We start from the raw sequence: 26,286 nt of genomic DNA, 5'->3' as shown, positions 1-26,286 counted from the left end.
CTACATAAAAACCAACTCCTGGTAAACATAGAAATCAAATCAACGAATTTTCAATACCTGAACAATATCCCCCGCATTAATTTGAGATTGACCAATGGGTAAAACTGCTAACCCTGTTGTTTGAGCCAAATTAATTAAATTACCTGAAATTTGACTCCCTGGTGCTAATTGAAATTCATATTCCCCATTCACCAAACATAATTGACCCGATAAATAAGTTTCTCGTTTTCCTCCTCCTTTTAAATCTTGACGCGATCGCGCCTTCACAAATTCTGGCCCCCAAAACCGAGATAATAACCCCGATTGTTTTTTAATTGCAGGTTGCACAAACCGCCAACAGGTTACTAACGCTGAAACTGGATTTCCCGGTAAACCAAAATATAAGCAATTTGGAAATGTAGCAACTGTTAAAGGTTTTCCCGGTTTAATCGCAACGGCTTGGATATGAATTATTCCTCCTAATTCTGTTAAAATTTCCTCAACATAATCATAATCCCCAACAGAAACTCCCCCCGTTGATAAAACAATATCCGCATTTTCTATCGCTTGAGTAATGGCATTTCTTAACATCTCTGGTTGATCTTGAATCACCCCAAATCCAATCGGCTCCGCCCCTAAATTAGCTACAATTGTTGCCAAAGCATACTGATTAGAATCTACCAACTGTCCCCGCTTCAACGGTGCATCAGGCATCACTAATTCATCCCCCGTTGATAACAATGCCACTCGCAAACGTCGATAGACCGGAACTTGAGTACACTGTGCTGCTGCTAACACCGCAATATCTGCCGCATCTAAAGGAATTCCAGGGGGAAGAAGAGGTTCCCCGGCTTTGTAATATGATCCTTGATCTCGAATAAAAGCATGAGGTTTTGGAGCGGATAAAATTTTAACTTGATTTCCTTGCCGTTCTGTATCTTCTTGAATCACAATAGTATCAGCACCATTCGGAATACAAGCTCCTGTAAAAATTCGAGCGGCTTGTCCTGTTTGAATCGTACATTGAGGGGAATATCCTGCCGGAATTTCTTCAATAATTTCTAATAATTTAGGATAGTCTACTGAAGCATCAACAACATCTTCATATCGCACTGCATACCCATCCATTGCTGAATTATCCCAGTGGGGAAAATCTAATTGACTAACTATAGATTGAGCTAATATTCGTCCCGATGCTGTAAATAAACCCACAATTTCTTGATCGGTTTCAGCATCCAAAGGTTTTACTAAATTTAAGATAATTGATTCCGCTTGTTCTACAGGTAACATAGTTGTTGATCCTCTCTATAGGATTTAAAATTAAGTTTGGCACAGTCAACGTTGCTCAGAAGTATTGACCGTTAACTGATGGCTGATGAGTGAGCACTATTCTCTCTCTCCGGCTTTCAGTGATACAGATCACAAAAAAAGACACAATTGATCATCATTCTTCCGAGATGAACATCACTGAAATTTATTGGAATTTTCGTCAGAATTAGATCAGGCTTCGAGCAACCGTAAATTGATGAAATCGATTTCTGATTTTTAAGATCACAATTTATAAACCCTTTCCATTTAATATCACTATGATAAAACCAAACCGTGCCCCAACCATCATCCCCGATCCTGAAGAGTGGATTACAGAGCATTATGTATTAGCGAGTTTCGCCCACACTCTCAGTACACTAAAGCAACTTTTAGGTGATGAAGAAACTCAGATCGATCATACAATTTCCTATACCCATGAAGGAGATTTAGTCCTAGGAAATGAAACGATAAATTTATTAAAAGCCAGCTACGGCGATGATCATTGGCGATATGTTGAAAATTATCTGGCCGTAGGTGAATATTAAATAATAGATAATTGAACCCCATCTTTTGTCAATGCTGATCAAACAGAGACAATTAATTGATCATGAGCAATGCTAAAACCAGAACTATTTTACTAAATTCTTAATCCTTGTACTTTTTATTCAGAAATAGATTAATCCTGAAGTCTGTAGAAACCTATTGCAATTGCGCTTACTTTTTTTCTTTAGATGGCAAAGAAGAATTAATTCCCCTTTGTCGTCTCCCCCCATGGCTAAAGCCCCTGAGCTTCCCGACTCCCATTCTTAATTTGTGATCAAACTCAATCCCACCCCGCAATCAATCGATCAATATCCCCATTAACAAAGAATAGAGTCCCTATATTACCAGCAAGCCATTTAGCAAACAAGCTGAATGCCTTGCTGCACAAGTCTTTCAAGAATCAGCAAAAAAACTTTCCCCAAAGGGGTTGACAAACCCGTGAAGGTTAGATACATTGGTAAATGCGCTTGAGAGACGAAAGAAACGAGAGCGCAGCCGAACCTAGAAAAAAGAATACGTTTGAAAGTCGAATTAACGAAATCCTAGTCAAAAAACTAAGAGAGAAATCAGTTGTAAAACTGAAGACTCCCAAAAAATAACATGACTAGCAAGTCTAGTCAAGATGAAGAGCTAACAGATTCTTCAAAATGGAGAGTTTGATCCTGGCTCAGGATGAACGCTGGCGGTCTGCTTAACACATGCAAGTCGAACGGAATCCTTCGGGATTTAGTGGCGGACGGGTGAGTAACACGTAAGAACCTGCCTCTAGGACGGGGACAACAGTTGGAAACGACTGCTAAACCCGGATGAGCCGAAAGGTAAAAGATTTATCGCCTAGAGAGGGGCTTGCGTCTGATTAGCTAGTTGGTAAGGTAAAGGCTTACCAAGGCGACGATCAGTAGCTGGTCTGAGAGGATGATCAGCCACACTGGGACTGAGACACGGCCCAGACTCCTACGGGAGGCAGCAGTGGGGAATTTTCCGCAATGGGCGAAAGCCTGACGGAGCAAGACCGCGTGGGGGAGGAAGGTTCTTGGATTGTCAACCCCTTTTCTCAGGGAAGAAGAAAGTGACGGTACCTGAGGAATAAGCATCGGCTAACTCCGTGCCAGCAGCCGCGGTAATACGGAGGATGCAAGCGTTATCCGGAATGATTGGGCGTAAAGAGTCCGTAGGTAGCCCCTCAAGTCTGCTGTTAAAGAGCGAGGCTTAACTTCGTAAAGGCAGTGGAAACTGGGGAGCTAGAGTATAGTAGGGGCAGAGGGAATTCCTGGTGTAGCGGTGAAATGCGTAGAGATCAGGAAGAACACCGGTGGCGAAAGCGCTCTGCTGGGCTATAACTGACACTGAGGGACGAAAGCTAGGGGAGCGAATGGGATTAGATACCCCAGTAGTCCTAGCGGTAAACGATGGAAACTAGGTGTTGCCTGTATCGACCCGGGCAGTGCCGGAGCAAACGCGTTAAGTTTCCCGCCTGGGGAGTACGCACGCAAGTGTGAAACTCAAAGGAATTGACGGGGGCCCGCACAAGCGGTGGAGTATGTGGTTTAATTCGATGCAACGCGAAGAACCTTACCAGGACTTGACATCTCTGGAATCTTGATGAAAGTTGAGAGTGCCTTAGGGAACCAGAAGACAGGTGCTGCATGGCTGTCGTCAGCTCGTGTCGTGAGATGTTGGGTTAAGTCCCGCAACGAGCGCAACCCTCGTCGTTAGTTGCCATCATTAAGTTGGGAACTCTAGCGAGACTGCCGGTGACAAACCGGAGGAAGGTGAGGATGACGTCAAGTCAGCATGGCCCTTACGTCCTGGGCGACACACGTACTACAATGCGAAGGACAGAGAGCAGCCAACCCGCGAGGGCGAGCGAATCTCAGAAACCTTGGCACAGTTCAGATTGCAGGCTGCAACTCGCCTGCATGAAGGAGGAATCGCTAGTAATCGCAGGTCAGCATACTGCGGTGAATCCGTTCCCGGGCCTTGTACACACCGCCCGTCACACCATGGAAGTGAGCCACGCCCGAAGTCATTACTCTAACTCTTAGGAGAGGAGGGTGCCGAAGGCAGGGCTGATGACTGGGGTGAAGTCGTAACAAGGTAGCCGTACCGGAAGGTGTGGCTGGATCACCTCCTTTCAGGGAGACCTACTTCTGAGTAGAGTGCGAACATCCCAACAAAATCTAGCACCCTCAGAAGTCATCCCAGGTCGGAGCTAGGAAAACAGGAAAAGAGACTTTCAAACGTAAACTAGGTTGGGTAAATGGGCTATTAGCTCAGGTGGTTAGAGCGCACCCCTGATAAGGGTGAGGTCCCTGGTTCAAGTCCAGGATGGCCCACCTAAAAAAATGTGGGGGTATAGCTCAGTTGGTAGAGCGCTGCCTTTGCAAGGCAGATGTCAGCGGTTCGAGTCCGCTTACCTCCACTATTACCCCAAGTTTAAGAACAAATCAGCACTACTATTTTCCCAGAAGAAAGAGTAAATGCTGGAAAAAGTTCCAGCCAGAACCTTGAAAACTGCATAGAAGAATCAGAAGGGATCAAAAATGAAACCAGAACCGGGAAGAAAAAACCCGGGAAAGTTCTGGTGTTCAGGAGTTCGCAAACGAACAGAGATTCTCCTTTGGNATGAATGCAGCCGAGACACACTAACAGACCGAGGGCTTGACCTCATTTTCTTCTGATTCTCTATGCAGTCTTCTTTTTTCTGTTGTTTTTATCTATTACAAATCAAAGCCTCTTTCTGGTTATTCTGATTCTCTATGCAGTCTTCTTTTTTCTGTTCTTTTAATCTATTACAAATCAAAGCCTCTTTCTGGTTATTCGGAGAGAGGCTTTGGTTTTTTAAGGTGAAAAGGTGAAGAAGTGGAAGAAGTGATTGATGTCCTCCACCTTCAACACAAACCTAGAGGGGTGGATGCCTTAAAAAAGGAACATCCACGACTTCTGCCTCGATTTCACCGACTTTGACCTTTAAACCCACTCCACCCGCTTTTGTGCGAATATAACCTAAGCCAAAATGTTCTCCATCGGTGTTGGTATAACTGGTTAATTTTCCGATTTTGACCTCATCACTCCAGATTAGGGTTCCCGGTGAAACAGGCGCATTCAAACGAATTCCCCACAGTTGTTGTTTAACACCCTTATAAGTATTGAGACGGGTAATGGTTTCTTGACCAATGTAACAACCCTTATCAAAAGATAGCGTTTGCCATAAACCCGCTTCCAGAGGATTGTAATCTTCTGTTAATTCAGCATCGGGCACTGGACGACCTTGACAAATGCGTAAATGTTGCCAAACGGCCTCACCGAATGGAATAGCCCCCACCTGAGTTAAAACTTGCCAGATAGAGGAGGCGTCAGAGGCGGGAATCATCAAAGTATAGCCCAGAGTTGCTAACCCACTGCCAACAGTGATGCGGAGGGTTGAACCTGCAATTTCCAATAATTGATGACAGCCGTAGGGTTGCTGTTGCAGGTCTGTTACACCCAGCTTGTTGAGAATAGTAGGACTATCTGGCCCTAGGAGACTGAAAACGGCATAATCGCTGGTGATATCCTGCAATTGTATTTGATCCATCGGGAAAATATACCGATCTAGCCATTGTATTAAATGCTGACGACGGTTTGGTGAAATTAACAGCAGAATTGCATCTTCTGTGATCAACGCTGTAGCTAGGTCAAGGGTGCGAGCCGTCGAAGTTACAAATACCGTATCACAACCTTCTCCGGGTTTGAGAGTCTGAATAGAATTTGTACTTTGATTATGTAAAAATCGCAGTCGGTCTTCCCCAGAAAGTTTCAATAGTCCCCAGTGAGATCGATCATACAAACCAACACCCTGTTTTGTGGCGGTGATGGCTTCAGGATCATTGCCAAAAGTCATAGGAATAATTTCCCCAGTGCTTAAGGGTTCAAAAATAGCACCTGTAGAAGCTTGTAAATTCTGTAATTCTGAAATCATTGTGGCAGTAAAGAGATTAAAAAAATTTTCAACATTGATAAGTATAGGGACTTAACATGAAGAATGGGTTGCCTCAAGAGGTAAGTTGGCAAATAAATCTGCAATAATCTGACGGGTTTTATTTTCGAGGTTCTGCCAATCAACATCCCCCGTTTCTTGATCAATTAAGGTCATGTCAATTTCAACCTCAAGACTTTCTTCGTGAGCATGGGTAGGACGATAGTTTTGAAAACAGATCTGATAACACAATTCCCAAATATCTACACTGACTTGTTGACCATTATGCTCTAATTCTAACCGATACCCAGGGAGAGGGTCTTGGATTTCCTGGTAAGTTCCCGTCCAAATCGATTCGTCTAATTGTTTACGGATGTTATCTAAAAGACGAATCAAAGCGGGTTGCATCAGGAGTTCAGCTTGTTGCCAAGCTACTTGATCTTTAATTTTAGGTCTCATGGATCTAAATCTCAACAGGATTTTTTCATTCTCTCAGTTCATGCTGAAAGTGCCAAATCCTGTTTGAATTAGACATAGCAAACTAAACGATTTAGAACAGTAAATTGTTACAATACTTCAAAAATGCTTCGATTCAGATGATGAAGGTGTAGACTATTCTATTTTACATAAGACCCCCCAAAAGGAAGATGTAATTTGCCTCTGAAGTTAGGAAAATCTATCATATAAGTTAAAACACGAGGGAGGGAAAGTTTAATGCTGAAGTCGCATTGTGAGGAAAGGATAAGTTTAAAATGTTGTGTTTGGCTTTAAAATTTCTTCATAGTTCGTCTCTAGTTTTGGACTCAAACTCGCAGGTTATTAAATTTTGTTGAATACGCGACTGATGGGAATTGAGAATGAATCAATTAAGATAAGAAAATAGCAAATGTTGTTAAAAATTTCACAGAATAAGTGTAAATTTTTAACGGCATCGTTAGAATCAGTTTCAGATATTGGGAATTTGATCTGATGCAATACAGCATAACATCAGATGATTTTGGGTAGTAATTATTAATAAATGAGTCACCAAAATCTAGGATAACCGTGATTGTTATGAAAAGGTGATTTTGTTGAATAACAAATTTCTCTAAAATTCTTCAATTCCACCTTGAAATCAAACCTGTTTCTGCCTTATTGCTGAATCTAATTTTGGATTCAGATGTAAAACAGTAGAACAAAATTTGAACCCGAATTTCTGTTTTAAAACACTCTGTTGATTGACTTTATTTATTTCCTTGAATTCATCTCATTTAAGCAGTCTAACCCAGAATTAAATTGCCTATTTTAGGTGATTGCTAGAGAAAATACAAGTTTAAAAAACATTTCAATGTGCTTTCAATTTTTTGATAGGAGAATTATAATCATGAATGAATGTCCCTGTTGCTCTTCTTCGATGCTACGTCATATTGAGCATAATCGAGTGTATTGGTATTGCCTTTATTGTCATCAAGAAATGCCTAATTTTTCTCTGGAGATTGCTCACCGCAAACGTAACTATTCTGTTCCTCACGTTTTTAACCCAGATCGACATCTGACAAAACTCGCATTAAGTTCTCGCATCCAGTTAAAGGTTGATATTCTCCCCTCCTAATACTGGCAATTGTAGCGGGGAATTCTCACATCACAGTCAGAGATTCCTGTTAGGATTGACTGTAAAAGTCTTCCTCGCTGCTGTCTTGTATGGGTTCATAGGAAGGTAAAACTAAAACCGATTTCCCTGTAATCAGGCGGTTAATTTCAGCTAAGGTTTCTGTGCGAGATAATCCATCTCTAGTAATTAAAAGTTTTAAAATATCAAAACTGGTGGTGTTCGTGAAGTAATAACCCCCATGAACATCTACTTTTTGGGCGATAAAAAATACAGTATTCATCACGTCAATAATCAGGCTTGTCCAGATATTTAAAGGGAGAGAAATAGCATTAACTCCCGGCATTTCTGAACAATCAATATAGTTGAATTTTTCAAATAAATCATAAGCTGAAGTGGGTTGAACCGCCGATTGAGAACTCATCATTACCCGAATATAGGGTTGATAGTTAATAGAATTTTTGACGGGTTTTAAATAAATATTTCCTAACCGCAATCCTGACATTTCTACGCTGGGTTCACTAAACCAGTTTCCGAGAATAGACATATAACGAAGAACTAAATCTCTATCACTGGAAAATAAATAAATTTCATTACATCGTAAAATCGCAGAGCGAACATAATTATTTCGACCTTCACGGAGAAATTCTAAGGGAATATCAGGAGCCGTTAAAATTAATTTATTTAATTGTAAATAATCCCCCATATTATTTTTTTCATATTCCAGACGATCTTCTTTACCAAATCGATCCGAGAGAATTCGGAGCACATTGACAACCACTAACGCCCCCATACTATGACCAATTAAGTTAACACTCATCGGGGGGAAATTTTGGCTATAATAATTAGCGATCGCTATTTCTTTTTGAGGTTCATAAAAAGGCATAGAGGTATAAGGATTTTCACCCAAAACCTTATCTAATCTCCAAAAAAATTCTGCTAAATCTGGTGCTCCGTAATGAATGGCTCGATAGCGATCGCGTTGATAAACAGAAATTCTTAAGATTTGCATTAATAACAACCACAGGGCAAAAACCGTTAGAGTGACCCAATTCCATTGAGCAAATAAATCAGAAATTTGATTCCAATTCAACCAATACCACAGGGGAGATAAAGGCATTTCCATCCCGAATAAATTCAAGAAGGGAACTCCAATTAAGGTTAATAGAATATAAAATCCGGTTCCCACAGTCCAAGCGATCAGGGCTAAAATAAATAAAAATTTCAACGATATGCCTTTTTGATCACCCAGATCACTCCATAATCCCGGATGAATTAAGGGCATTTCACTCGGCCAAGTATAACCAATATAAACACTCCGATTTTCTAATGTACCTATCTGATTAATCGGCCCCTTTTCGGATAAAGACTCGATTTCTGCCATAAATTCTTGATAAAATTTATGAGCCGGATTTGCATAACCATGAGTTCTTAATGTTAGATAGCGAAAGTTTTCCTTCCGCATCATTTGCCCCATTTCAGCAATATTAAATAGGGGACGAAATCGTTCTAAAGGAGGTAATTCTCGATCAATATTTAATGAAGTGCGGGCTGTACTTACAACTAAAAAACCATTAGAATATTTACGATCTACATAAACTTCAAAGTTGCGACTGACGGCTTTAGCAAATTGTTTATTATGCCAACTATTTAAGGTACGAATCACATAATCTTCATTAACCTGAGTCTCAAAATCGGGGTATTCTTCTAAATTACAGGTAGAACGTAATGCTTCTGCGATCGCTAATTCAGAGGTATAAGAGCCATAAATAGGCAAATTATAAAGGGTTTGAGTCTTGACCCCTTTGGGAATGGAATAAGCGAGTTGGACAATGCGGGCTTTTGTCCAAGCATCAGAAAACGGCGCCGTGTTACGAACAATCGACTCTAACCAACGATAGTCATTTTCAACGGTGTCTTGATGCCAATACAAGGGTAAACCTTGGTATATTCGCTTAGTACCCATAGTGTTATTTGTTCGAGGTTAAACATTCAAGTGATTTCAGCAACAGTGATCTGAAATCCTGTTTGATCAGCTTTGTTTCGCGTAATAGCATGACACAAAATTGACCTGTTGTGTTAATTGTTATAACCCCGATTAGGAAATGTCCGTTAAATATTAGAAGTTTTATGTACGATGTTGATGCACCCGACAATCAGATTAATTGTTATTTTTGAATGGATTCCACCAAGAATCTGAAGTCGATTGTACCCAGTTAATTCGACGACGAATATCCTCAATTTTCCAGTTTGTTAATGTGGCTAAGTTTTGCGCTTCTTGTTCCTGTCGTTGGCGAACGGACTGCCGATATTGCTGGGCTTGTGAACACTGCATTTGACCCCGATAGGGACGATTAATAATATATCGACCTTGAAAATTTTGTTGATTGGCTGTTGATTGAAAATTTAGATCTTCAGGAAAAGTATTCCGGGTGTAGCGAATATGTAAGCGAGTAATAAAGGTTGAATTAAAAGCGTTTGAATCCAACCAAAATACCCCCGCTTGTTTTAATTCTTCCTGGTTTAAAGGATCGGCAGAACAAGGATCGCATCCGCCCATATTCCAAGCATATTCTAAAAAGGCGACTTTTTTCTGTTCCCGTTCATAAGCTTTTGTGAACATGGATTTATAAAAACCGGGAAACTCTTCTTTCACAAATTCAGGAATTTCTTGATCGGAAGGAATTTTAACCGTGCGATAATTGGTTAATTCCATTTGACCTTTAGGAGAAAGTAAATAAACAATTAAATCCTGTTCTCCTGTCCCATTAATCATCCCTAAACGAATCGGTAACATAAATCGAGGAGATTCATAAGCCATCATTAAAGGACGCAGATTTTGAAACCCACTTTGATCAAATTTTGTTAAATTAACTTTAGCAACAAAAAATTTTAATCCCTGTTGAATATAGGGTTTTAATAAAGCACTTGCTCCTTCAGGAATTTGATAACCATTTTGCGTTAACCAGGTTTCTAATCCATCGGATTCTTTCGCACTCAGAATTAAAATATCATATTCGCCGACACTAAAACGAGCTTCAATTGTGACCCCTAAACTAGATTCGGATTCGGGTTGTTTTTCCATTTGTAAATCAACTCCTCCTCTAGTTCCTCCTCGCGTTGTTGGAGCCATAGGGTAGAAATTACAAGGGTCAGGATCGAAATATTCCACCAGTCGAGGCGCACTAAACGCATCTAATCTTTGAATAATTTTGGGGTCTCCGATATGAACTTGTTCAGGTTTTAAAATAACAGGAACCGGAACCACTAAAGCAAAATCTTTCACAGATCCTTGATAATCATTTGCCATTGTTAAAATTGTACGATTTCCATCTCTGGCAATGATCACTTGAGAGGCTTGATTATATAAACTTGCATCAGCTTGAGAGACATAAAATCCACAAAATGCCAACGCAGGAGAAGCAAAACCAACAATGACTAAAAGAATAACTAAAACAGAAATAATCCAGTTTAAAGCTTTCATCAACAACTCCAATTTAAACACTATTAGGAATGGGAATATTAACTAAAAAACAGGAGATGAAGGCAAAGATTTGAGATATTTTTCTGACCAAGAAAAGCGAGACGCTTGAAAAACTTGATCAAATATAATAGTCAGGGGAGACAGGGCAAACAATGACCAAAATAGAGCCGTTGAGATAAAAAATTGGTGTTGTAAAATAAAGGTTAATCCGGCTATTAACATCGCCCATAAAATTCTGCTTAAGGGAGCATTGGGAATAGAACGCGGATCGGTAATCATAAAAAAGGCAAACAATAATAAACTGCCGCTCATCAGTTGATGACTATAAACATCCCAACTCCATCCTAAGCTAAAATTTCGCCAAGCTTCTAATCCTGTATAAGTGATTAAAAAGGCTGCGGAAGTATCCCAACGACCCACTTTTTTAAGAATAATTCCTCCGGTTGCTAAAAATAGAAGAAAATACCAAGAATCCGTTCCCCATTGTCCGGGGGAAACCCAAGCATCGGCTGTTAACGTGATAGCAATAATCATCCCAAAATTAGCGGGATTAAAAAAATGTTTTCCTTGAGATTGAAAGATAAATTTACTGGCGATCGCACAACATCCCGCTAAGGCTAAGGTTGTCCAATGGTTTCCTCGCAGTAGTAAACACAACCCTAATGTGGTAATTAAAGCACTGCGCCAAGAGGCTAAAAATTCTGGGGATAAAAAGGTAAATTTTTTGTGAATATAGAAGGAGGAAAGGGAAGAAAAAAACCATTGAGTCAATAAACAACTTAATCCGATTACCAGGATAAAATCGGGTCGTAATGTCCAATCTCTGGTTCCAATACCCAATAGCAAAAACATCGACAAAAATAAAATTTGAGCATTCCGAGCATCTTTAAACATGGGTTCATCCTTAAATAGGTTTAAACTAAAAGTAGTTGAATCCACTGATCTAACGATTGACGATATTGTTCTGTTAATTGTTGCCCTAATTGACTAATTGCCTTGAGATTAACTTCTGAAGGATCATCCATTGGTAAGGTTCTGCGATCGCTCAAAACCGTATTAATTCGTAAATAATGTTCCGGTTTACCCGTCGTATCAAAGATTTGTTTCATTTGATAATCAACGGTTTCCGCTACCCCAGTCATAATAATATCAAATAGCGGATCAAGCCATTTTAATTTTCCCCAATCTTTTGCTTCCTGATAAGGATATTTCTTTTTAACCTCCCCTGTTCCTAATGATAAAATCACCATTTCTTTAGCCGTTGGGCCTGTTTCATAGCGATGATCGAGATTAAAGTCTTGATTAAATTTATGGCGGGCTTCTGCGTAGGCACAGAGAGCCGGATTATTAGCAAAGACTCCCCCATCAATACAAGTATAAACCTCCTGGTTTAGAGCGTGAATTTGAGCCACTTCAAAAAACGTTGGGGCGGCAGAGGTAGCCCGGAGAACATCTCGAATTAAATAATCATCTTTTGGGTTTAATTTAGCATCATGTTGGGTAAAAAAGTGGGCTTCTCGTCTTTCTATTTCATAGGAAGTAATCAGACAAGGTTTAAGTAGTTCACTCAATTTAATATCTTTAAAAAAATCACCCATCACCTGATTAAATTTTTGATAGGAGTATTTTTCATTAAATAATTCCCCGACTTTTTGGAAGGAATCATTAAAGAAAGGATAAAAGATTTGGCTGGATTTATATCGAAAAAAATCATAAACTTCTTGGGCAGAACACCGAGGTCTTAAAGGATTTTCGGCATCAGGGCAAAGATAAAGAGCGGTTAATATTCCTCCAGCACTGGTTCCCGCAATTAAATCAAAATAATCGGCAATTCTAGCATCAGAATTTCCTGTAAAATCCTGTAATTTCTGCTCAACATACTTTAATACCTCGGCGGACATGATTGCTCGTAGTCCCCCGCCATCAAGAGCAAGAATTCGAGTAAATTGTGACATTTTTTACGATTACCTCGGTTTAGAAAGACACTGATCGATTTAGGAAATATTCCAACGTTCTGATAAATACGCTTGAATATCAAAAAAATCCGTCCAGTTAATATAAGGTTTTTGATATTCATCTAAATATTGTGCCAAACGATCACGAGCAAAAACAATAGGGGCAGCTAAAGCCATATTTAAGTCCGTAACAGAGTCTCCAATGGCTATCGGTTCAGTATTGGGATAACGTTCCATCACTTTAACTTTAGCTACTAATTCTGTATCCGCTTCAAATTCAGAATTAACTTTAAAATACGCGCCTGAAGTGTCTAAATCAACGGCATAAATGCTATCAATTTTTTGACTTAAATCTCCTAAAACCGTTTCTACCATCACCCGAACACCTCCAGAAACTAAAACAAAGGGAACGCCTTGGATATTGAGAAAATCTAAAAATTCAACAAATCCAGGTCGTATTTTCTTTGTTCTGGAAAATTCAATAATTTCAGGATAGCAACGCGAAGGAATAGACTCTAACATTTTTCTAACTCCTTCTCGTAATGTCATTTCCCGCCGATACAATAATGGCATAATTTCAGCCGCCATTTCGGGAGCAAATTCTTTTAACATTCCTACAAAAGTTTCTTCTGCGGTAATTGTTCCGTCAAAGTCACAAAAAATAATTGGGTTCATGATCATTAATCCGTTGTAGGGGCGGGGTTATCCCCAAAGTCCGTCAACTTAAGCCTCCGAAGCCCTGAACTAAAGTTCGGGCTAAGAGCTAAAGTCATCTAAAGATGACTAAAACTGTTCTTTATTAACCCGTTTTAACGGGTTTTAGCTTTGAGCCTGAAATTTATTTCAAGGCTTTTAGCGCGATTGTTGACACTGATGGGTTATCCCGCCCATATTTAGCTATTAATTGTAGGGTTATCTCGCCCATATTCAGCCATCAGTTATCAGTCAACTAATCAGGATGATTTCGCCACCATTCTCGAACTAACTTAATTTCTTCATAATTATACTGTTCTCCTAAATGTTCGTAAATTGTTCTTAAGCTAGTATCTCCTACTTTTTCAATTGCTTTAATAATACTATTTTGACGGTCAAGTTCAACAAACTGATCAAGATTGATCTCCTGATTAGCGGCAATTAATTGGGTTAAATGGTCAGCAATAGTGCTATTTTTTAACCCTCGTTGATTGGCGATCGCATTCAAACTTAATCCCTGTTGAGATAACTCCAAAGTCGTGATTAAACTATCGGATAAATCCTCCAAAGTTAGACGCTTAACTTCTGATGATTTAGGTTTAGAATTTGAACCCGTTTGATCTTGAAAATAGGTAGAAATGGCTTCAGTAAATTGTTTACCATAGCGTTCTAGTTTATAACTACCCACCCCAGAAATTTGACTTAATTCCTCTAAATTTTGGGGTCGTTGTTGGGCCATTAATCTTAATGTAGAATCAGAAAAAACCATATAGGGAGGGATAGATTGTTCATCGGCTAATTTTTTACGAAGATGGCGCAATTGTTCAAATAACATTTCCGCTTCCACCGCCAAAGATCGAGTTGATTTTTCCAGATTTTGTTCTTTAATTACCGTAATTTCAACGGTTCTTTCCCGTTTCATTACTTCCCAACTGCGGGAATTTAACTTTAAAATTGCATAACCATCTGTGGTTTGATCAAGTAGTCCTTGACGTAAAAGCGATCGCCCTAAATTCTTCCATTCTTCTGCTGTTTTATCTTTACCAATGCCATAAGTAGAAAGTTGATCATGATGTCGATCTAGAATTTTTTGACTTTTCGATCCTCTCAATACATCAATAATATAATTCATCCCAAATCTTTCTTGACATCGGGCAATACAGGATAAAAATTTCATCGCTTCAATTGTCCAATCTTCAACGGGATTTTGTGTCCGACAATTATCACATTTTCCGCAATTTTCCGAGAAGAATTCGCCAAAATAACTCAATTGAACTGTGCGCCGACATTCCGAGGCTTCAGCATAATCTAACATTTGCCGTAACTGTTGACGGGCAATGCGTTGTTCATCAGCATCGGGTTTTTGATCAATTAAATATTCCAGGGTTTTAATATCACCATAACTAAAAAATAATGTACATCGTGCTGGTTCTCCATCTCGTCCTGCCCGTCCTGATTCTTGATAATAACTTTCTAACGTTCGAGGTAAATTATAATGAATCACAAAGCGAACATCGGGCTTATTAATTCCCATGCCAAAGGCAATAGTCGCTACCATAATTTGGACATCATCCCGAATAAATCGGGTTTGATTTTCAGCCCGCAGTTGATCTTCCATTCCGGCATGATAAGGTAAAGCTGAAATGCCATGATTTTGTAACCGAAAAGCTAAGTCTTCTACATTTTTTCGACTTAAACAATAAATAATTCCTGAACCTCCAACATCCTGAATTATTTTTAAGAGTTGGGTAAAGGTTTGTTTTTTCTTGGGAATAACTTCATAATATAAATTAGGTCGATTAAAACTAGCAACATGAATATAGGGATTTTTTAACTCTAATTGTTGAATAATATCCTGTCTAACTCGTTGGGTTGCCGTTGCTGTTAATGCTAAAACGGGAATTTTAGGATAACGATTTCGCAGTTGTTTTAATTTGCGATATTCCGGCCTAAAATCATGCCCCCATTCCGAAACACAGTGAGCTTCATCAATGGCAAAGGCAGAGACTCCTAATTGATTTTCTATCGTATCTAAGAACAATAAAAACCTTTCAGATAATAACCGTTCTGGGGCAACATATAACAGTTTAATATCACCCTGTAAAATTGCTAACTCCCTTGATTTTGCCTCCGCAGCCGTTAAGGTACTATTGAGAAATGTCGCACCAATTCCATTATCTTGTAACGCCTCTACTTGATCTTGCATTAAGGCAATTAAAGGAGACACAACAATCATTAATCCGGGTTTTAATAAAGCCGGAAGTTGAAAACACAAAGATTTTCCGCCTCCTGTGGGCATAATAATTAATGAATCTCGCCTTTGTAGTGCCTGTTCAATAATTTCGCGCTGTCCGGGTCGAAAAGAATCATAGCCAAAGAAATGTTTAAGAGACTGTTCTAGGGATTGGGGTTGGGCAAAGGAAGTAGAAATTAGCCCTGACATTGCTCGTGATTTAGATAAAACGTCTTTTTTATTTTATGATTAAAACTGGGTAAATGACTGCGGGATCTCGATAAAATTTTGTGATTGATAACCCAGACTAGACACTGAATGCCTCAAAGATGTTAAATTTTAATACAACGTTGTAAATTTTAGAGGAGATTTATGCCGAAAGCAGTTTGGAATGGTGCAGTTTTGGCAGAAACTGACCAATGCGTTGTTGTGGAGGGCAATCAATATTTTCCCCCGGACTCCATCAAAGCTGAATATTTCCAAGAAAGTAACACCCATACAACCTGTGGTTGGAAAGGGGTTGCGAGTTATTATGATATCGTTGTTGAAGGTCAAGTGAATAAGGATGCCGCTTGGTATTATCCTGAAGCGAAATCCAAAGCTAAAAATATTGAAGGTTATATTGCGTTTTGGAAAGGGGTTAAAGTTGAGGTTTAAGCGGTTTCATGTTGATTGATGAACGTTAATTAACATAACAAAAGATAACTAATAGGGGCTTAGAGTTGTTAGCATCTTTAATTTTAGAAAAAAATAAGCGACCGCTCTTGATTTTATCAGGTAGCGATCGCTATTTCTTTACTCTTTTCCCCCCGACTTTGAAACAGCCCTGGGGAGTTGGGGGGATCATTTAGGGATTTCATATTAATAGTAAAAAGGCGATCTCATTGAAGATGGGCGGGTTTAGTCAGATTATTGGTTAGAATTGAAGATAATTACAGAACCCGCCCCTACATTTTGTTGTGGAAAAAATCTGATGGCGTAGCCGCCGCCTTGCGGCATCGCATTTGAGCAATAATCAACAATTAAACCGTAGGGGCGGGTTCCGAGACGAGCTTTAATGATCAGTAATTATCTCCCTAAACCCGCCCTCTATTCTCAGGCGATCGCATTTTAGATCCGAGAATGAAACAGCCCTGGGGGTTTTTCCAGGGGGATTTAGGGGGATCTGTTCTTGGCTGTAATCACGGATTTTTGGCTTAAGGTGACACGCTTTGGGGAGTAACCCCGCCCCTACTCCCTCCGCTCCCCCTGCTTCAAAAAAATATTTTTCAAAAGGGGTTGCCAAATCCAGAATGTTGTGGTTATACTAGGAAAGGAACAAGCGACGCGGGGTAGAGCAGTCTGGTAGCTCGTCGGGCTCATAACCCGAAGGTCAGTGGTTCAAATCCGCTCCCCGCCATTTTATTAGGTTATTGACAAATTGTTATCTGCTTTAACCCAATAATTTCATCTTTATCTTTTGAACAAGAACTTGCTAATGGTATGGCGAGTTCTTGTTTTTATTGGGTACATTATCAGCCTAAACCGAGAGGGAGAGAAGAAACAATCTAAACTCGGTAGCCAGGTGGCAGACAACAAGTAACTTAAATTATATTTATTGATCTTATAATTCACGAGGGGGCTGGAACCCCCTCTATAATCAGAAATTCTAAATCACTTTAGGCTTAACTCTTTTTTGTTCAGGATAAATTTCAACTGTCTACTGATTGAAGGCATCTAAGCGATCCAAAACTTCTAAACCCTTTGCCACATCGCCCTGTATTGCTAAAGCTTGAAATCGGGTCTGAGCATCAAACTCTGCGATCGCTAACGTTGATAATTCTTCCATAAGCTTATTGATACTGATGCCGCGAGATTGAGCTAAAGCCTTCAGGCGGAAATGTTTGTCATCAGGTAAACGAATCGTTAAAGTTGCCATATTGTAATTACTCCATAATCAATGCTTCAGGGGAAATAATAGAAAGCTGGGGAAAGAGAAGTTCAGCCCTCTGGAAATCTTTAATATTCTGGGTGACAATTGCCTCTGCATTGCCCGCGATCGCCAATTCAATTAGATGATTATCCGCTTCATCTTTCAAGTTCGGTCGCCATAAATAATAAACCTGAACCCATTGACTTACCGACATCAAAGCAGCAAGCAATACTTCAATATCAGCTTTTGATAGTGGGCAGCGTGCCATCACCTCCGAGCGCCCCAAGATTGACTCATACTCCATCAATAGTGCTGTTCCCATCAGGGGTTGATACTTCCCTTGCAAGCAGGCACGAAGTACAGCGCGACTTGCTCCAGAAGGGCTAATTAAGGCACTGACAAAAACATTGGTGTCAATGACAAGTTTGCTAGACATAAGCTAATGATAGCATATATGCTATTATCCCTTGACTCCGTGCCTTGCAAGGTAATATTAATTAAACAATTAACCCTCAAGATTAAAACCAATTTTAGCTAACTCTAACCTAATTTCCTGATCTAAAATTTCAGCTTCCAACACAGCCAGCCGTTTCTCTAGCTCTAATCTACCTCAGTGCGTTTCTTCTGAATGTCAAGTTTTTTAAATCGCTTTTCTTCTAACCCTACTTTTCTCTTAAAATAAATGACTTTTAGACTGCCAATCTTCCCGATTCAGACAATACACAAAACAGTCATCCTCACCAAATTGCCGTAACTCGACAAATTTAAAGCCCAGACGTTCATAGAAGCGGTGGGCGCGAGTATTATTAGCCAGAGGATCGACAAGGACAGCCGTTACAGTCGATACTGCAAAACAGCGAGCAATAGCAAGCTGCATCATTTGTGTTCCATAGCCTTTGCCTAAATCCTGTTCTTCTCCAATCCAAATATCAATAGCCCTAAGATCCGTTGCCATATCACCCCAATAATGGTCATCCTCACGGGCTGGATCGATGATTTCAATAAATCCAATGGGACGACCCTCAATTTCCGCAATCAGTTGTTCCCGCCAGTCGGGGCTGCGGTGAAGTTCTACTTCCCAACCCCAATCATCGTTAGGATCTGAGGAAATGATGTAGGGTTGTCTGATTTTCCTAAAGCGTTGTTAAGACTATTTCCCATGAAAGCCTCAAAATGTATAAAACGAATTTTTTAGAATTTCAGATAACTCAGTAATCATTTCAGGATTACTCCAATTCTTACTGCTAAGGTGTTGTATCCACTCCTGCTTCCGCTCATCTGAGTAAATTGTTTCAAAGCCTATATCATATTCATAACCACTATCTAGCTTAGTATAAATACATCTGCTCTCATAGTCAATAAACCAATGTCTATATTCAGACTTAAAAGATTGTTGTAATCTAACTAAATCTACTATGAACCTGCTGTCTTCAATAGTGACAAACCAATGACTGGCATTGTGTATGAAGTCCCTTACCTCGGAAATATTTGGATCTAGATAGTGATTACACATCTCAGCAACCTTTTTGTAATCCTTCTTGTCAGCATAAGAATTGCATATTTCAATGAATTGTAGAAACACTTCGCTATTCTTTTCCTCTTCACCATCTTCATCTATAACTTGGTTTGATTTAGAAAACCTTTCTTGATCAATTTCACTAAAATTATCGGATTTAGCTTCGATTTTTTCTGAAGATTCAATGAATGTTTCTATGTCTTGTCGCCATTGTGTCCAATTGCGAACATTACAAGCATGTTCCTTGAGTTTTTCAAGAGCAGCACCATATTGATGAGCTTCCTCTAAAAGTTTAAGACACTGCCATTCATTTAGATAATTTAAGCGCTTCCGCAGAATACCTCTAATGTAGAAGAGTTCTCGCATATAGGGCTTGCTCTTCTCTATTTTCTTGGTTGTACAAATGCCCCCAATTTTAGACCAGGCATAGCTAACACTCTCTTTGGTTAGTTGGGCGTTATCATATTGTAAGTATTGCTTAGTTGCAATACGCATTGCCTCCATGACTTCATCAGCATTATGTTGCCTCAGCAATTTCCTTAAACTTTTCAGTCCTTGCTCAGATAGCTGATAAGGAGCCACCAACTCTGCCCAAAAATCAGCTATCTGCTCAATTAAATACTGATCTAGCTCAACCAAACCTCTTTGCCACTCCATCATCATCTCAATTTGCTCACGTCGCTCCTGGAGTTCTTCCATCTGTGTACGCTTACGATCAATGATGGTAGTATCTGCTAAAGTTCGATCACTCTTTCCTAGATTACAATCTATGCAGGATGTAATGAGATTTAATAAGTCGTTAGTTCCGCCTTTAGATACTGGATTAATGTGATCCAGATGGAGAATAACGTTTGGTGCTTTCTTACCACAATACTGACAAGTAAATTTATCTCGTTTGAAGATTTCAAAACGGATTGACTTAGAAATAGACTCTCGCTCTGATTTTCGGTGGCTCATGTTGCTCTCCTTATCTCTCATTTCAATATAATTCCTTGGAGATCAGCATTTCCTTTGCTAATTCAACGGCTGCGATCGCTTGCTCACGAGGAACACTGGGAAAATGATCTAAAAATTCATCCAGTGGATCGCCGGCTTCGAGGTAATCGAGCAACGTTTTCATGGGTACACGAGTTCCAACAAAAACAGGGGTTCCTCCTAATATGTTAGGGTCGCTATGAATAACAAGTGCTGCGGTTGTCATATCAGTTATGCGGTAGTAGGAATCTTTTGATCTTAGCCTACAACTTGAAGTGCGAATCTACCGTCTCTGTTCTGCCAAACCTGTCTCTAAAGCATAAAAATTAGAGAAATCCAATAATGCCTCCCCCAAGGATTCCAGTTGGATCAGCGACAGAGTATTAATATTTTTGAATAATTAATTGATAGGCTTGATGCAGAATTTTCACGGGTTTGGAGAGGGTGTTCAGAAATTGATCAATTCCTTTGCGAGTGTCTTCTTCAGGGTGTTCAGGATCTCGATATTCATAATCATCAAAAATAATAATTCCTCCCGGTTTGACTAAATTCCAAGATAGTAACGCATCCTCTAATACTACTGAGGCTAAATGACAGCCATCAATATAAACAAAATTGTAGGTATTGGAGGCAAGAGTCGATAATATTTCTTGGGAATATCCCTCTAATTTTATGACTTTTTCTGACACTCCCGTTTTAGGAATATTCAGATCAAATTCTGGGTTAAAACTTAAGTCAATACAGGTCATTTTTGCTGTAGGATGGGTTAAAATATAATCCAGTAACCAACAAGCAGACATTCCTTGAAAACTACCGATTTCTAAGCCTTGAATTTCAGGAAGATCAGCGAAAGAATTTAGGGCTTTTTCCCAGTTAGGAATATTAACACTAAACCAATCTTTTGTAAAGTGATAATTCTTTTCAAGACTCGAATTCCATCCTCTTAATTGATGGGATTTTTGATGAGCTTGAACAGCTTTTTCTAATTCCCCAATTTCCGATAGAAAGTTACCTAAGTGGGTGTAACCATGGGGTAAATTAGGATTTAATACAATCGCTTTTTGAGAGGCTGCGATCGCTTCTTCCCATTGTTTTTTATAACTATAAGCTCGACTCAAGGATAAATAAATAAAAGGATTTTTATCTTCTAATTTTAATGCCTCTTGATAAGCTGCGATCGCCACATCCCATTGTTGCAATTTAAACCTAATTTCTGCAATTTGAAAATAAGGTAAATAAGCCGTAGGATTTAATGCAATCACACACTGATAAGCATGAATGGCATTTTCCCAATTTCCTAATAATTTATGGGCATTTCCCAAACCCATATAAGAAGTAAACAGTTGTTCATTTCTGTCAACGGCTTGGCTATAAGCTTCAACTGCATTCTGCCATTGATGGAGTTGAGTATAGGCTTCTCCTAAGTTATGATAGGCTTCATATCCCTTGGGATTAGCCTGAATTGCCTTTTGATAACAAAAAATTGCTTGATCAATTTCCTGTTTTTGTAAGAGTCTATTCCCTAACCTCAAATATTCAGGAAATGTCCCCAAACTCGGCTCTAAATGTAAGCCCTTATACCAGAATTTATCCGCTTCATCTTGTTGATTAATTTCAATCAAAACCTTGGCTAAATTTCGATAATTAATCGCCCGATCAGGATTACATTGAATTGATTTTTTATAATTTAAAATTGCCGTTTCCCAGTCCTGTTTTTGAGCATAAATATCTCCTAAATTTCCATAAACTTCTGCATAATCAGGCTGTAATTTTAAAGCTTTTTGATACCAAAATTCTGCCTGTTCAAAATCCTCTTGAACTTGCCAAATCACTCCTAATGTTTTACAAATGGGGGGATAATTTGGATCTACATTAAGCGCAGCCAGACAAACAGACAGAGCTTCATCGACTTGTTGATGTGCTAAATGATAACTAGCCTGTTGATATAAATATTGAACCAAAGTTTTTGGGTTTAAAAATGAGTCCATGCGATCAGTTTAAGTCGGGTGTCTGGTGTTAGCTGTTGACAGTTGACAGATGAGATGTTAACCGTTAACGGTCAACCGTCAACAATTAACCCCTTTAAAAATCCTTTAACCTAAGCGATGATTACTTTCCATTTGTACACGGGTTTCTTCTGGAGAAGGAGAAGCTAATAAGGGACTACTTTTAGGTTTGAGCACCGCTTGAATTGTTCTTAAAAAACGATTAGGTCTAGCAGCTTGACCATTTAATAATTGACGCTCTTTAACTTTTTTCGCCAAATGACGCATCACCGATAAATCTAATTCATCAATAAAATGATCAGCAATTCTTTCTCCCATAAATTCAATAGCTTCAGAATACTGCTCCATTAACGATTCCATCGCTTGGGAGGCTTCGGTTGTAATCTCATCAGGATGAGGATTTTGATTGACAACAGATGGCTGAGGTTCTACAATGGGTTGTACCCGATTCAGGCGATGATTTAAGAAGTTTTGATATTCATCAACGCTCATCCCCAAATTATAAATATGATGATGAACATGATCAATTAAATCCACTTCCGAGGGAGAAAATAGACCATCTTGTCTATGAATTCCATGGAAACTTGCCCAGTTTTTTAGGGTATTAGCATCATGGAGTTGATAGCGATCTAAAAGTTGAGTAGTTGTCATATTTGTTTCAGGAGTTGGTTTAAAATCACTCATCGATAAATCCTCATCAGAACAGATTAAGTTTAGAGTCAATTTAACAGATTGGGCTGAGAAAATTTTAATATCAGGAAATTTTAGAGCGTCATCATCCAAAAAATAGTTAATGTTGTCTTCTCTGGGATAATCGAGGATAGGATATTGTTGAGTTGATCAAGGGGAATCACGATCTCAACTTTCGTATTATCTCTGATTTTGGCAAAATTGCATCCCCTTTTATTTTTTTAGATGGTGTCAGCCATTGAGAATGATATAATCGAGAGGGATATCATCTGAGCAACAATCCATCCATTGTTATCCTAAAAAGCCTTCCTATGCCAATCTACGATTATTTCTGTCCGAGTAACAACCAGAAGATCGAAGTCATGCACTCCTATAGACAGGAGATCACCACCTGGGGTGAACTTTGTCAGTTAGCCAACTGTGAGCCCGGAGATACTCCTGAAAATGCTCCTGTGCGTCGTGTGTTGAGTGCGCCGATGCTATCAATTCCGACCTCTAATTCCGATTATAAAAACGCTGGATTTACGAAATTAGTTAAACGGGATCAAGGGGTATATGAAAATGTCACGGCGTCGGATTAATATCATTCGATGATTGATGACTTTCTTTCTCTTGAGTTATAGCAGGGAACAGGGAACAGGGAACACCGCAGGAAAAGAGTTCTCTGCGCGCAGTTTTAGAATTAATCTATGTCCTAACTACCAGGAGCGACTGCTATACATCATTCATGAATCCCTTTAACTTCTTGTAAAAATCAGGATGTTTTAGGGATAATCTCTCGGTTTCATCGGGTTCTTCTGTTGTCGATTCCCTGAATTGATGGGTTACTGGTGTCCTTGGGTTTTGACTTTCTCCTAATAAATTTTGCGGTAAGTGATGATAAATTAAATCCTCAAAATCAGGAGTAAAATGATAAATAGGTTCCCCCCTTCGTTGCCAATAAATTAATAGTTGTTCTACAGAAATCGCTTTATAGCGTCCCTGATATAATGCTTCTAACATCGCCAAAAATATCCAATTAGGGGGATATTGTTCTAACCACTGAGCCACGATTTTCTCAGAAGTCTGATCCGATAAATCAAAACCATAATACTTCAGTAAATCAGAGGCTTCTACAGAAGGCAGGTTCAGGGTTTCGGTTTGGAGTTGCCATTCTTCCCCATCGCTGAAGGGAAATTCTAAAGCAAACACGACGATCACCTCCTTGATATTAGTATTGTATAGCAGGGGGAGTAGGGGGAGATCCGAAATCAGGGTCTGGAGTTCCTATCCAGTTAAAATCACTAATTCTAAGATTAATACTACCAATCCGACGCACCGGATTAATGCGGAGAATTAGCCCATAGGTACGACGACTATATTCTAAGGTGAATTCATTATTTAATGATAAACCATTATCCAGATTTACCGCAGATTCAATCCCGGCCCTTAATCCCCCATAAATTTGTTGAACTAACCCCATACTTAAGACTCGTTGATCGACTAAGCGATCAAACAAAAACGGAGATTGTCCATCCAATAAAACTTGAGTATAAAAGACACTAAACCCCGTATAGTCTAAAAACTCTTTAGAAAAATGACCCAATTGTCCTTGAATTCCGACCGAAGTGCTGAGGTAGGATTGGGAATAATCTTGACTATATTCAGTGGTAACACCTCTAGCAATAAACGCTAATTTTAAGAAGGGAATTACAGGCTGAGGAGTATAGCGTAATCCTTCCGTTGCGGTCGGGGGAAGTCTTTCTCCTTCCCATAATAAAATCGGATAAATCAAGGTTCCCAAAACTTCATACCGATCTAATGTTACCCGATCATTTGGGCGAATTGGTTTTAATAATTCCGGGCGATCGGTATTCGCATTCACGGATTGATAGGAGGTTTGAAAGCTCAATTTCGCCCCTTGAGCGTTTAAGGGAATCACCGGAGAGGTGAGAACAGCCCCTAAACTACTATGGACGGTACGATACCCCAAAGTTCCATTAAATAGACGGTTGCGGTAACTATATTCTCCATTCAGAGCAAACCCAGCCCCCAATTGTTGGCGCACGCGAAAACTCCCCCGCAGAGCTTCTTCATCGAGATCGGGAAAATTTTCTAAGGTATTTAGGGATAAAAATCCCCTTAACTCGGTGGTGGGAGTAATTGATCCTGATAACTGAGCTTCTAAACCCAAGGCTTTAGGATCAAAGGGGGCGAGGTTATCTTGAAAGGCCCGTTGTAGTAACAATCGCGGGGCCACTTGTAAGGTCAATGGCCCCAGGGGCAGGGAGGGAAGATTACCTTGAACATAATAGCCCCCAAAATCTTTAAGATCATAGCCAAAGGAGAAGGGGAGGGGTTGCTTTTCTGTGCGATCTAGGACGGTACGTTCTCGAAACAGAGGCAGGGTAAAGGATTGATCCAGAACTAGACGCGATCGCGTGGTGATCAGTTCATCCCGTAGGGGAGATATACGGTTAAATCGGGCGGTATCGGCCCTTAATTCCAGTTCCGGGGGGGAAAAGGGATCGTTGGTAATTCTCACCTTTTGGGCTTCCCAGCCCCCATTGGCAAATAGATCAATCCGTTCGGCGGCGAATCTGAGGCGATTAACACTGCCTTGAACCCCAAAGAATGACCCCCCTCCGGCGGATACGGAGGCGTTTAATCCGGTATCGGCTTTGACTTTTTCTACGGGTTGGGCGGCGGTAATCCGATCGCTAATTGGGGTGGGAAGGGTGGAGGTGACACCTGTAATTAGGGGATCAACAACGGTTAAATCGGTGGTGGCGGAGGGGGTGAAGACAACACCGTTGGCTTGGTAGACTGACCCGGTATTTTGTACGAAGTTATAGTTGATGCGATCGCCCCGAACTACCTGATTTCCCCTGGTCAGGGCGACATTCCCTTCGGCGATGACTTCACGGGTACTTAAATTGACTTGGGCTTGATCCGCATCGATTAAGGACTGGCGAAACCGTACCATGACATTACCTGTGGCGGTGACGGTTTGCCGTTGTTGATCATATTCTTGCCGATCGGCGGTGATTTCTACAATATCTTCCGGGGTGGGAATGGGGATAACGGTGGGTTGTTGCGGGTTCGGAGGTGGGGGGGTAATGGCAATGGCGTTTGTATCCTCCTGGGGAAAGGAAAAGGAGGATACAAAGGTATATTGAATCGGGGTTGTCGGTTCGGAATCTGCGGTTAAGGTTACGGGGGGGCCAAGCAATTCTGCGGATACTGGATTCGTTTCCTCTGTCGTAGATTGAGGCAGGGGATAGGTGATGGTGGCGTGAGTGGAAATCCTAGGAGGAGTGATCGGGGAAGACGCAGGTTTTACTAACCCATTCAGGGCTATTCTTTTTTCCGCTTGAGTTGCGTCTGATTTGGGAAGGGTACGGATTAAAGGTGGCGGTTCAGGTGGCGGTACCGGATAGGGCATACTTCAGCAACATAATTCCACA

The 26,286-nt window shown here is 40.0% G+C and carries 23 protein-coding genes, 3 tRNA genes and 1 rRNA gene; 8 read left to right on the top strand and 19 right to left on the bottom strand.

Annotated features, from left to right (window positions below; translation table 11 throughout):
- Positions 1-39: 39 nt before the first annotated feature.
- Positions 40-1,269, bottom strand: a complete 1,230-nt coding sequence (locus tag PL8927_RS26615; protein WP_083626926.1) for a molybdopterin molybdotransferase MoeA — start codon at positions 1,267-1,269, stop codon at positions 40-42.
- A gap of 296 nt (positions 1,270-1,565) precedes the next feature.
- Between PL8927_RS26615 and PL8927_RS26610 the strand changes: the two genes are divergently transcribed.
- From PL8927_RS26610 to PL8927_RS26595, 4 genes are all read left to right on the top strand, one after another.
- Entirely contained in the window at positions 1,566-1,832 is a 267-nt protein-coding gene (locus PL8927_RS26610) for a hypothetical protein (protein ID WP_083626925.1), read from the top strand.
- Between the two features lie 642 nt (positions 1,833-2,474).
- Positions 2,475-3,965 (top strand): 16S ribosomal RNA (locus PL8927_RS26605).
- Between the two features lie 127 nt (positions 3,966-4,092).
- A tRNA-Ile gene (locus PL8927_RS26600) sits at positions 4,093-4,166 on the top strand.
- 13 nt (positions 4,167-4,179) lie between these two features.
- Positions 4,180-4,252, top strand: a tRNA-Ala gene (locus PL8927_RS26595).
- A 480-nt stretch (positions 4,253-4,732) separates the two neighbouring features.
- On the opposite strand, the gene ygfZ is transcribed toward PL8927_RS26595, so the two are convergent.
- Together ygfZ and PL8927_RS26585 are read right to left on the bottom strand one after the other, a co-directional pair.
- The gene (gene ygfZ, locus PL8927_RS26590) at positions 4,733-5,791 is read right to left on the bottom strand and encodes a CAF17-like 4Fe-4S cluster assembly/insertion protein YgfZ (RefSeq protein ID WP_083626924.1); all 1,059 of its coding nucleotides are present in this window, start codon (positions 5,789-5,791) and stop codon (positions 4,733-4,735) included.
- Positions 5,792-5,842: 51 nt separating this feature from the next.
- Positions 5,843-6,247 (bottom strand): hypothetical protein, encoded by a 405-nt coding sequence (locus tag PL8927_RS26585; protein ID WP_083626923.1) that lies wholly within the window; start codon positions 6,245-6,247, stop codon positions 5,843-5,845.
- Between the two features lie 904 nt (positions 6,248-7,151).
- On the opposite strand from PL8927_RS26585, the gene PL8927_RS26580 reads away from it, so the two are divergent.
- Positions 7,152-7,379 (top strand): hypothetical protein, encoded by a 228-nt coding sequence (locus PL8927_RS26580; protein WP_156093347.1) that lies wholly within the window; start codon positions 7,152-7,154, stop codon positions 7,377-7,379.
- Between the two features lie 49 nt (positions 7,380-7,428).
- Here PL8927_RS26580 and PL8927_RS26575 read toward each other — a convergent pair whose 3' ends face one another.
- From PL8927_RS26575 to recQ, 6 genes are all read right to left on the bottom strand, one after another.
- Complete coding sequence (locus PL8927_RS26575; protein WP_083626922.1) at positions 7,429-9,342, bottom strand: alpha/beta hydrolase; 1,914 nt, start codon at positions 9,340-9,342, stop codon at positions 7,429-7,431.
- A 195-nt stretch (positions 9,343-9,537) separates the two neighbouring features.
- On the bottom strand, positions 9,538-10,860 hold the full coding sequence (locus PL8927_RS26570; protein ID WP_083626921.1) for a DUF2330 domain-containing protein: 1,323 nt from the start codon (positions 10,858-10,860) through the stop codon (positions 9,538-9,540).
- A gap of 42 nt (positions 10,861-10,902) precedes the next feature.
- On the bottom strand, positions 10,903-11,754 hold the full coding sequence (locus tag PL8927_RS26565; protein WP_083626920.1) for an RnfABCDGE type electron transport complex subunit D: 852 nt from the start codon (positions 11,752-11,754) through the stop codon (positions 10,903-10,905).
- Between the two features lie 20 nt (positions 11,755-11,774).
- Entirely contained in the window at positions 11,775-12,815 is a 1,041-nt protein-coding gene (locus PL8927_RS26560; protein ID WP_083626919.1) for a patatin-like phospholipase family protein, read from the bottom strand.
- Between the two features lie 39 nt (positions 12,816-12,854).
- A complete protein-coding gene (locus PL8927_RS26555) occupies positions 12,855-13,490 on the bottom strand; it encodes an HAD-IB family phosphatase (RefSeq protein ID WP_083626918.1) in 636 nt (211 codons plus the stop codon).
- Positions 13,491-13,764: 274 nt separating this feature from the next.
- A complete protein-coding gene (gene recQ, locus PL8927_RS26550; RefSeq protein ID WP_083626917.1) occupies positions 13,765-15,951 on the bottom strand; it encodes a DNA helicase RecQ in 2,187 nt (728 codons plus the stop codon).
- Positions 15,952-16,113: 162 nt separating this feature from the next.
- Between recQ and PL8927_RS26545 the strand changes: the two genes are divergently transcribed.
- Together PL8927_RS26545 and PL8927_RS26540 are read left to right on the top strand one after the other, a co-directional pair.
- Entirely contained in the window at positions 16,114-16,398 is a 285-nt protein-coding gene (locus tag PL8927_RS26545; RefSeq protein WP_083626916.1) for a DUF427 domain-containing protein, read from the top strand.
- A gap of 668 nt (positions 16,399-17,066) precedes the next feature.
- A tRNA-Met gene (locus tag PL8927_RS26540) sits at positions 17,067-17,140 on the top strand.
- Between the two features lie 300 nt (positions 17,141-17,440).
- On the opposite strand, the gene PL8927_RS26535 is transcribed toward PL8927_RS26540, so the two are convergent.
- From PL8927_RS26535 to PL8927_RS26500, 8 genes are all read right to left on the bottom strand, one after another.
- Entirely contained in the window at positions 17,441-17,659 is a 219-nt protein-coding gene (locus PL8927_RS26535) for a toxin-antitoxin system HicB family antitoxin (RefSeq protein WP_083626915.1), read from the bottom strand.
- Between the two features lie 7 nt (positions 17,660-17,666).
- Positions 17,667-18,089, bottom strand: coding sequence for a putative toxin-antitoxin system toxin component, PIN family (locus PL8927_RS26530; protein WP_083626914.1), 423 nt, complete (start codon positions 18,087-18,089; stop codon positions 17,667-17,669).
- A gap of 237 nt (positions 18,090-18,326) precedes the next feature.
- Positions 18,327-18,764: a GNAT family N-acetyltransferase gene (locus PL8927_RS26525; protein WP_231506163.1), complete on the bottom strand. Its 438-nt coding sequence runs from the start codon at positions 18,762-18,764 to the stop codon at positions 18,327-18,329.
- Positions 18,765-18,821: 57 nt separating this feature from the next.
- The gene (locus PL8927_RS26520) at positions 18,822-20,147 is read right to left on the bottom strand and encodes an HNH endonuclease (RefSeq protein WP_197047566.1); all 1,326 of its coding nucleotides are present in this window, start codon (positions 20,145-20,147) and stop codon (positions 18,822-18,824) included.
- Position 20,148: 1 nt separating this feature from the next.
- Positions 20,149-20,370 (bottom strand): DUF433 domain-containing protein, encoded by a 222-nt coding sequence (locus PL8927_RS26515; protein WP_083626912.1) that lies wholly within the window; start codon positions 20,368-20,370, stop codon positions 20,149-20,151.
- Positions 20,371-20,427: 57 nt separating this feature from the next.
- The gene (locus PL8927_RS29215; RefSeq protein ID WP_407947437.1) at positions 20,428-20,499 is read right to left on the bottom strand and encodes a hypothetical protein; all 72 of its coding nucleotides are present in this window, start codon (positions 20,497-20,499) and stop codon (positions 20,428-20,430) included.
- A 28-nt stretch (positions 20,500-20,527) separates the two neighbouring features.
- Positions 20,528-22,105 (bottom strand): tetratricopeptide repeat protein, encoded by a 1,578-nt coding sequence (locus PL8927_RS26505; RefSeq protein ID WP_197047565.1) that lies wholly within the window; start codon positions 22,103-22,105, stop codon positions 20,528-20,530.
- A 132-nt stretch (positions 22,106-22,237) separates the two neighbouring features.
- Complete coding sequence (locus tag PL8927_RS26500; RefSeq protein ID WP_083627076.1) at positions 22,238-22,834, bottom strand: hypothetical protein; 597 nt, start codon at positions 22,832-22,834, stop codon at positions 22,238-22,240.
- Positions 22,835-23,151: 317 nt separating this feature from the next.
- Here PL8927_RS26500 and PL8927_RS26495 point away from each other — a divergent pair, with 317 nt between their 5' ends.
- On the top strand, positions 23,152-23,421 hold the full coding sequence (locus PL8927_RS26495) for an FmdB family zinc ribbon protein (protein ID WP_083626910.1): 270 nt from the start codon (positions 23,152-23,154) through the stop codon (positions 23,419-23,421).
- Between the two features lie 133 nt (positions 23,422-23,554).
- Here PL8927_RS26495 and PL8927_RS26490 read toward each other — a convergent pair whose 3' ends face one another.
- Positions 23,555-24,031 carry a hypothetical protein gene (locus PL8927_RS26490; RefSeq protein ID WP_083626909.1) on the bottom strand — a complete coding sequence of 159 codons (477 nt, stop codon included), beginning with the start codon at positions 24,029-24,031 and terminating at the stop codon, positions 23,555-23,557.
- 19 nt (positions 24,032-24,050) lie between these two features.
- Positions 24,051-26,264 carry a DUF3769 domain-containing protein gene (locus PL8927_RS26485; protein ID WP_083626908.1) on the bottom strand — a complete coding sequence of 738 codons (2,214 nt, stop codon included), beginning with the start codon at positions 26,262-26,264 and terminating at the stop codon, positions 24,051-24,053.
- Positions 26,265-26,286: the final 22 nt, after the last annotated feature.

The sequence above is a fragment of the Planktothrix serta PCC 8927 genome, assembly GCF_900010725.2.
GTDB lineage: Bacteria > Cyanobacteriota > Cyanobacteriia > Cyanobacteriales > Microcoleaceae > Planktothrix > Planktothrix serta.
Note: the sequence above shows the minus strand (reverse complement) of the source record. Positions and strands in the feature narration are given on the sequence as shown.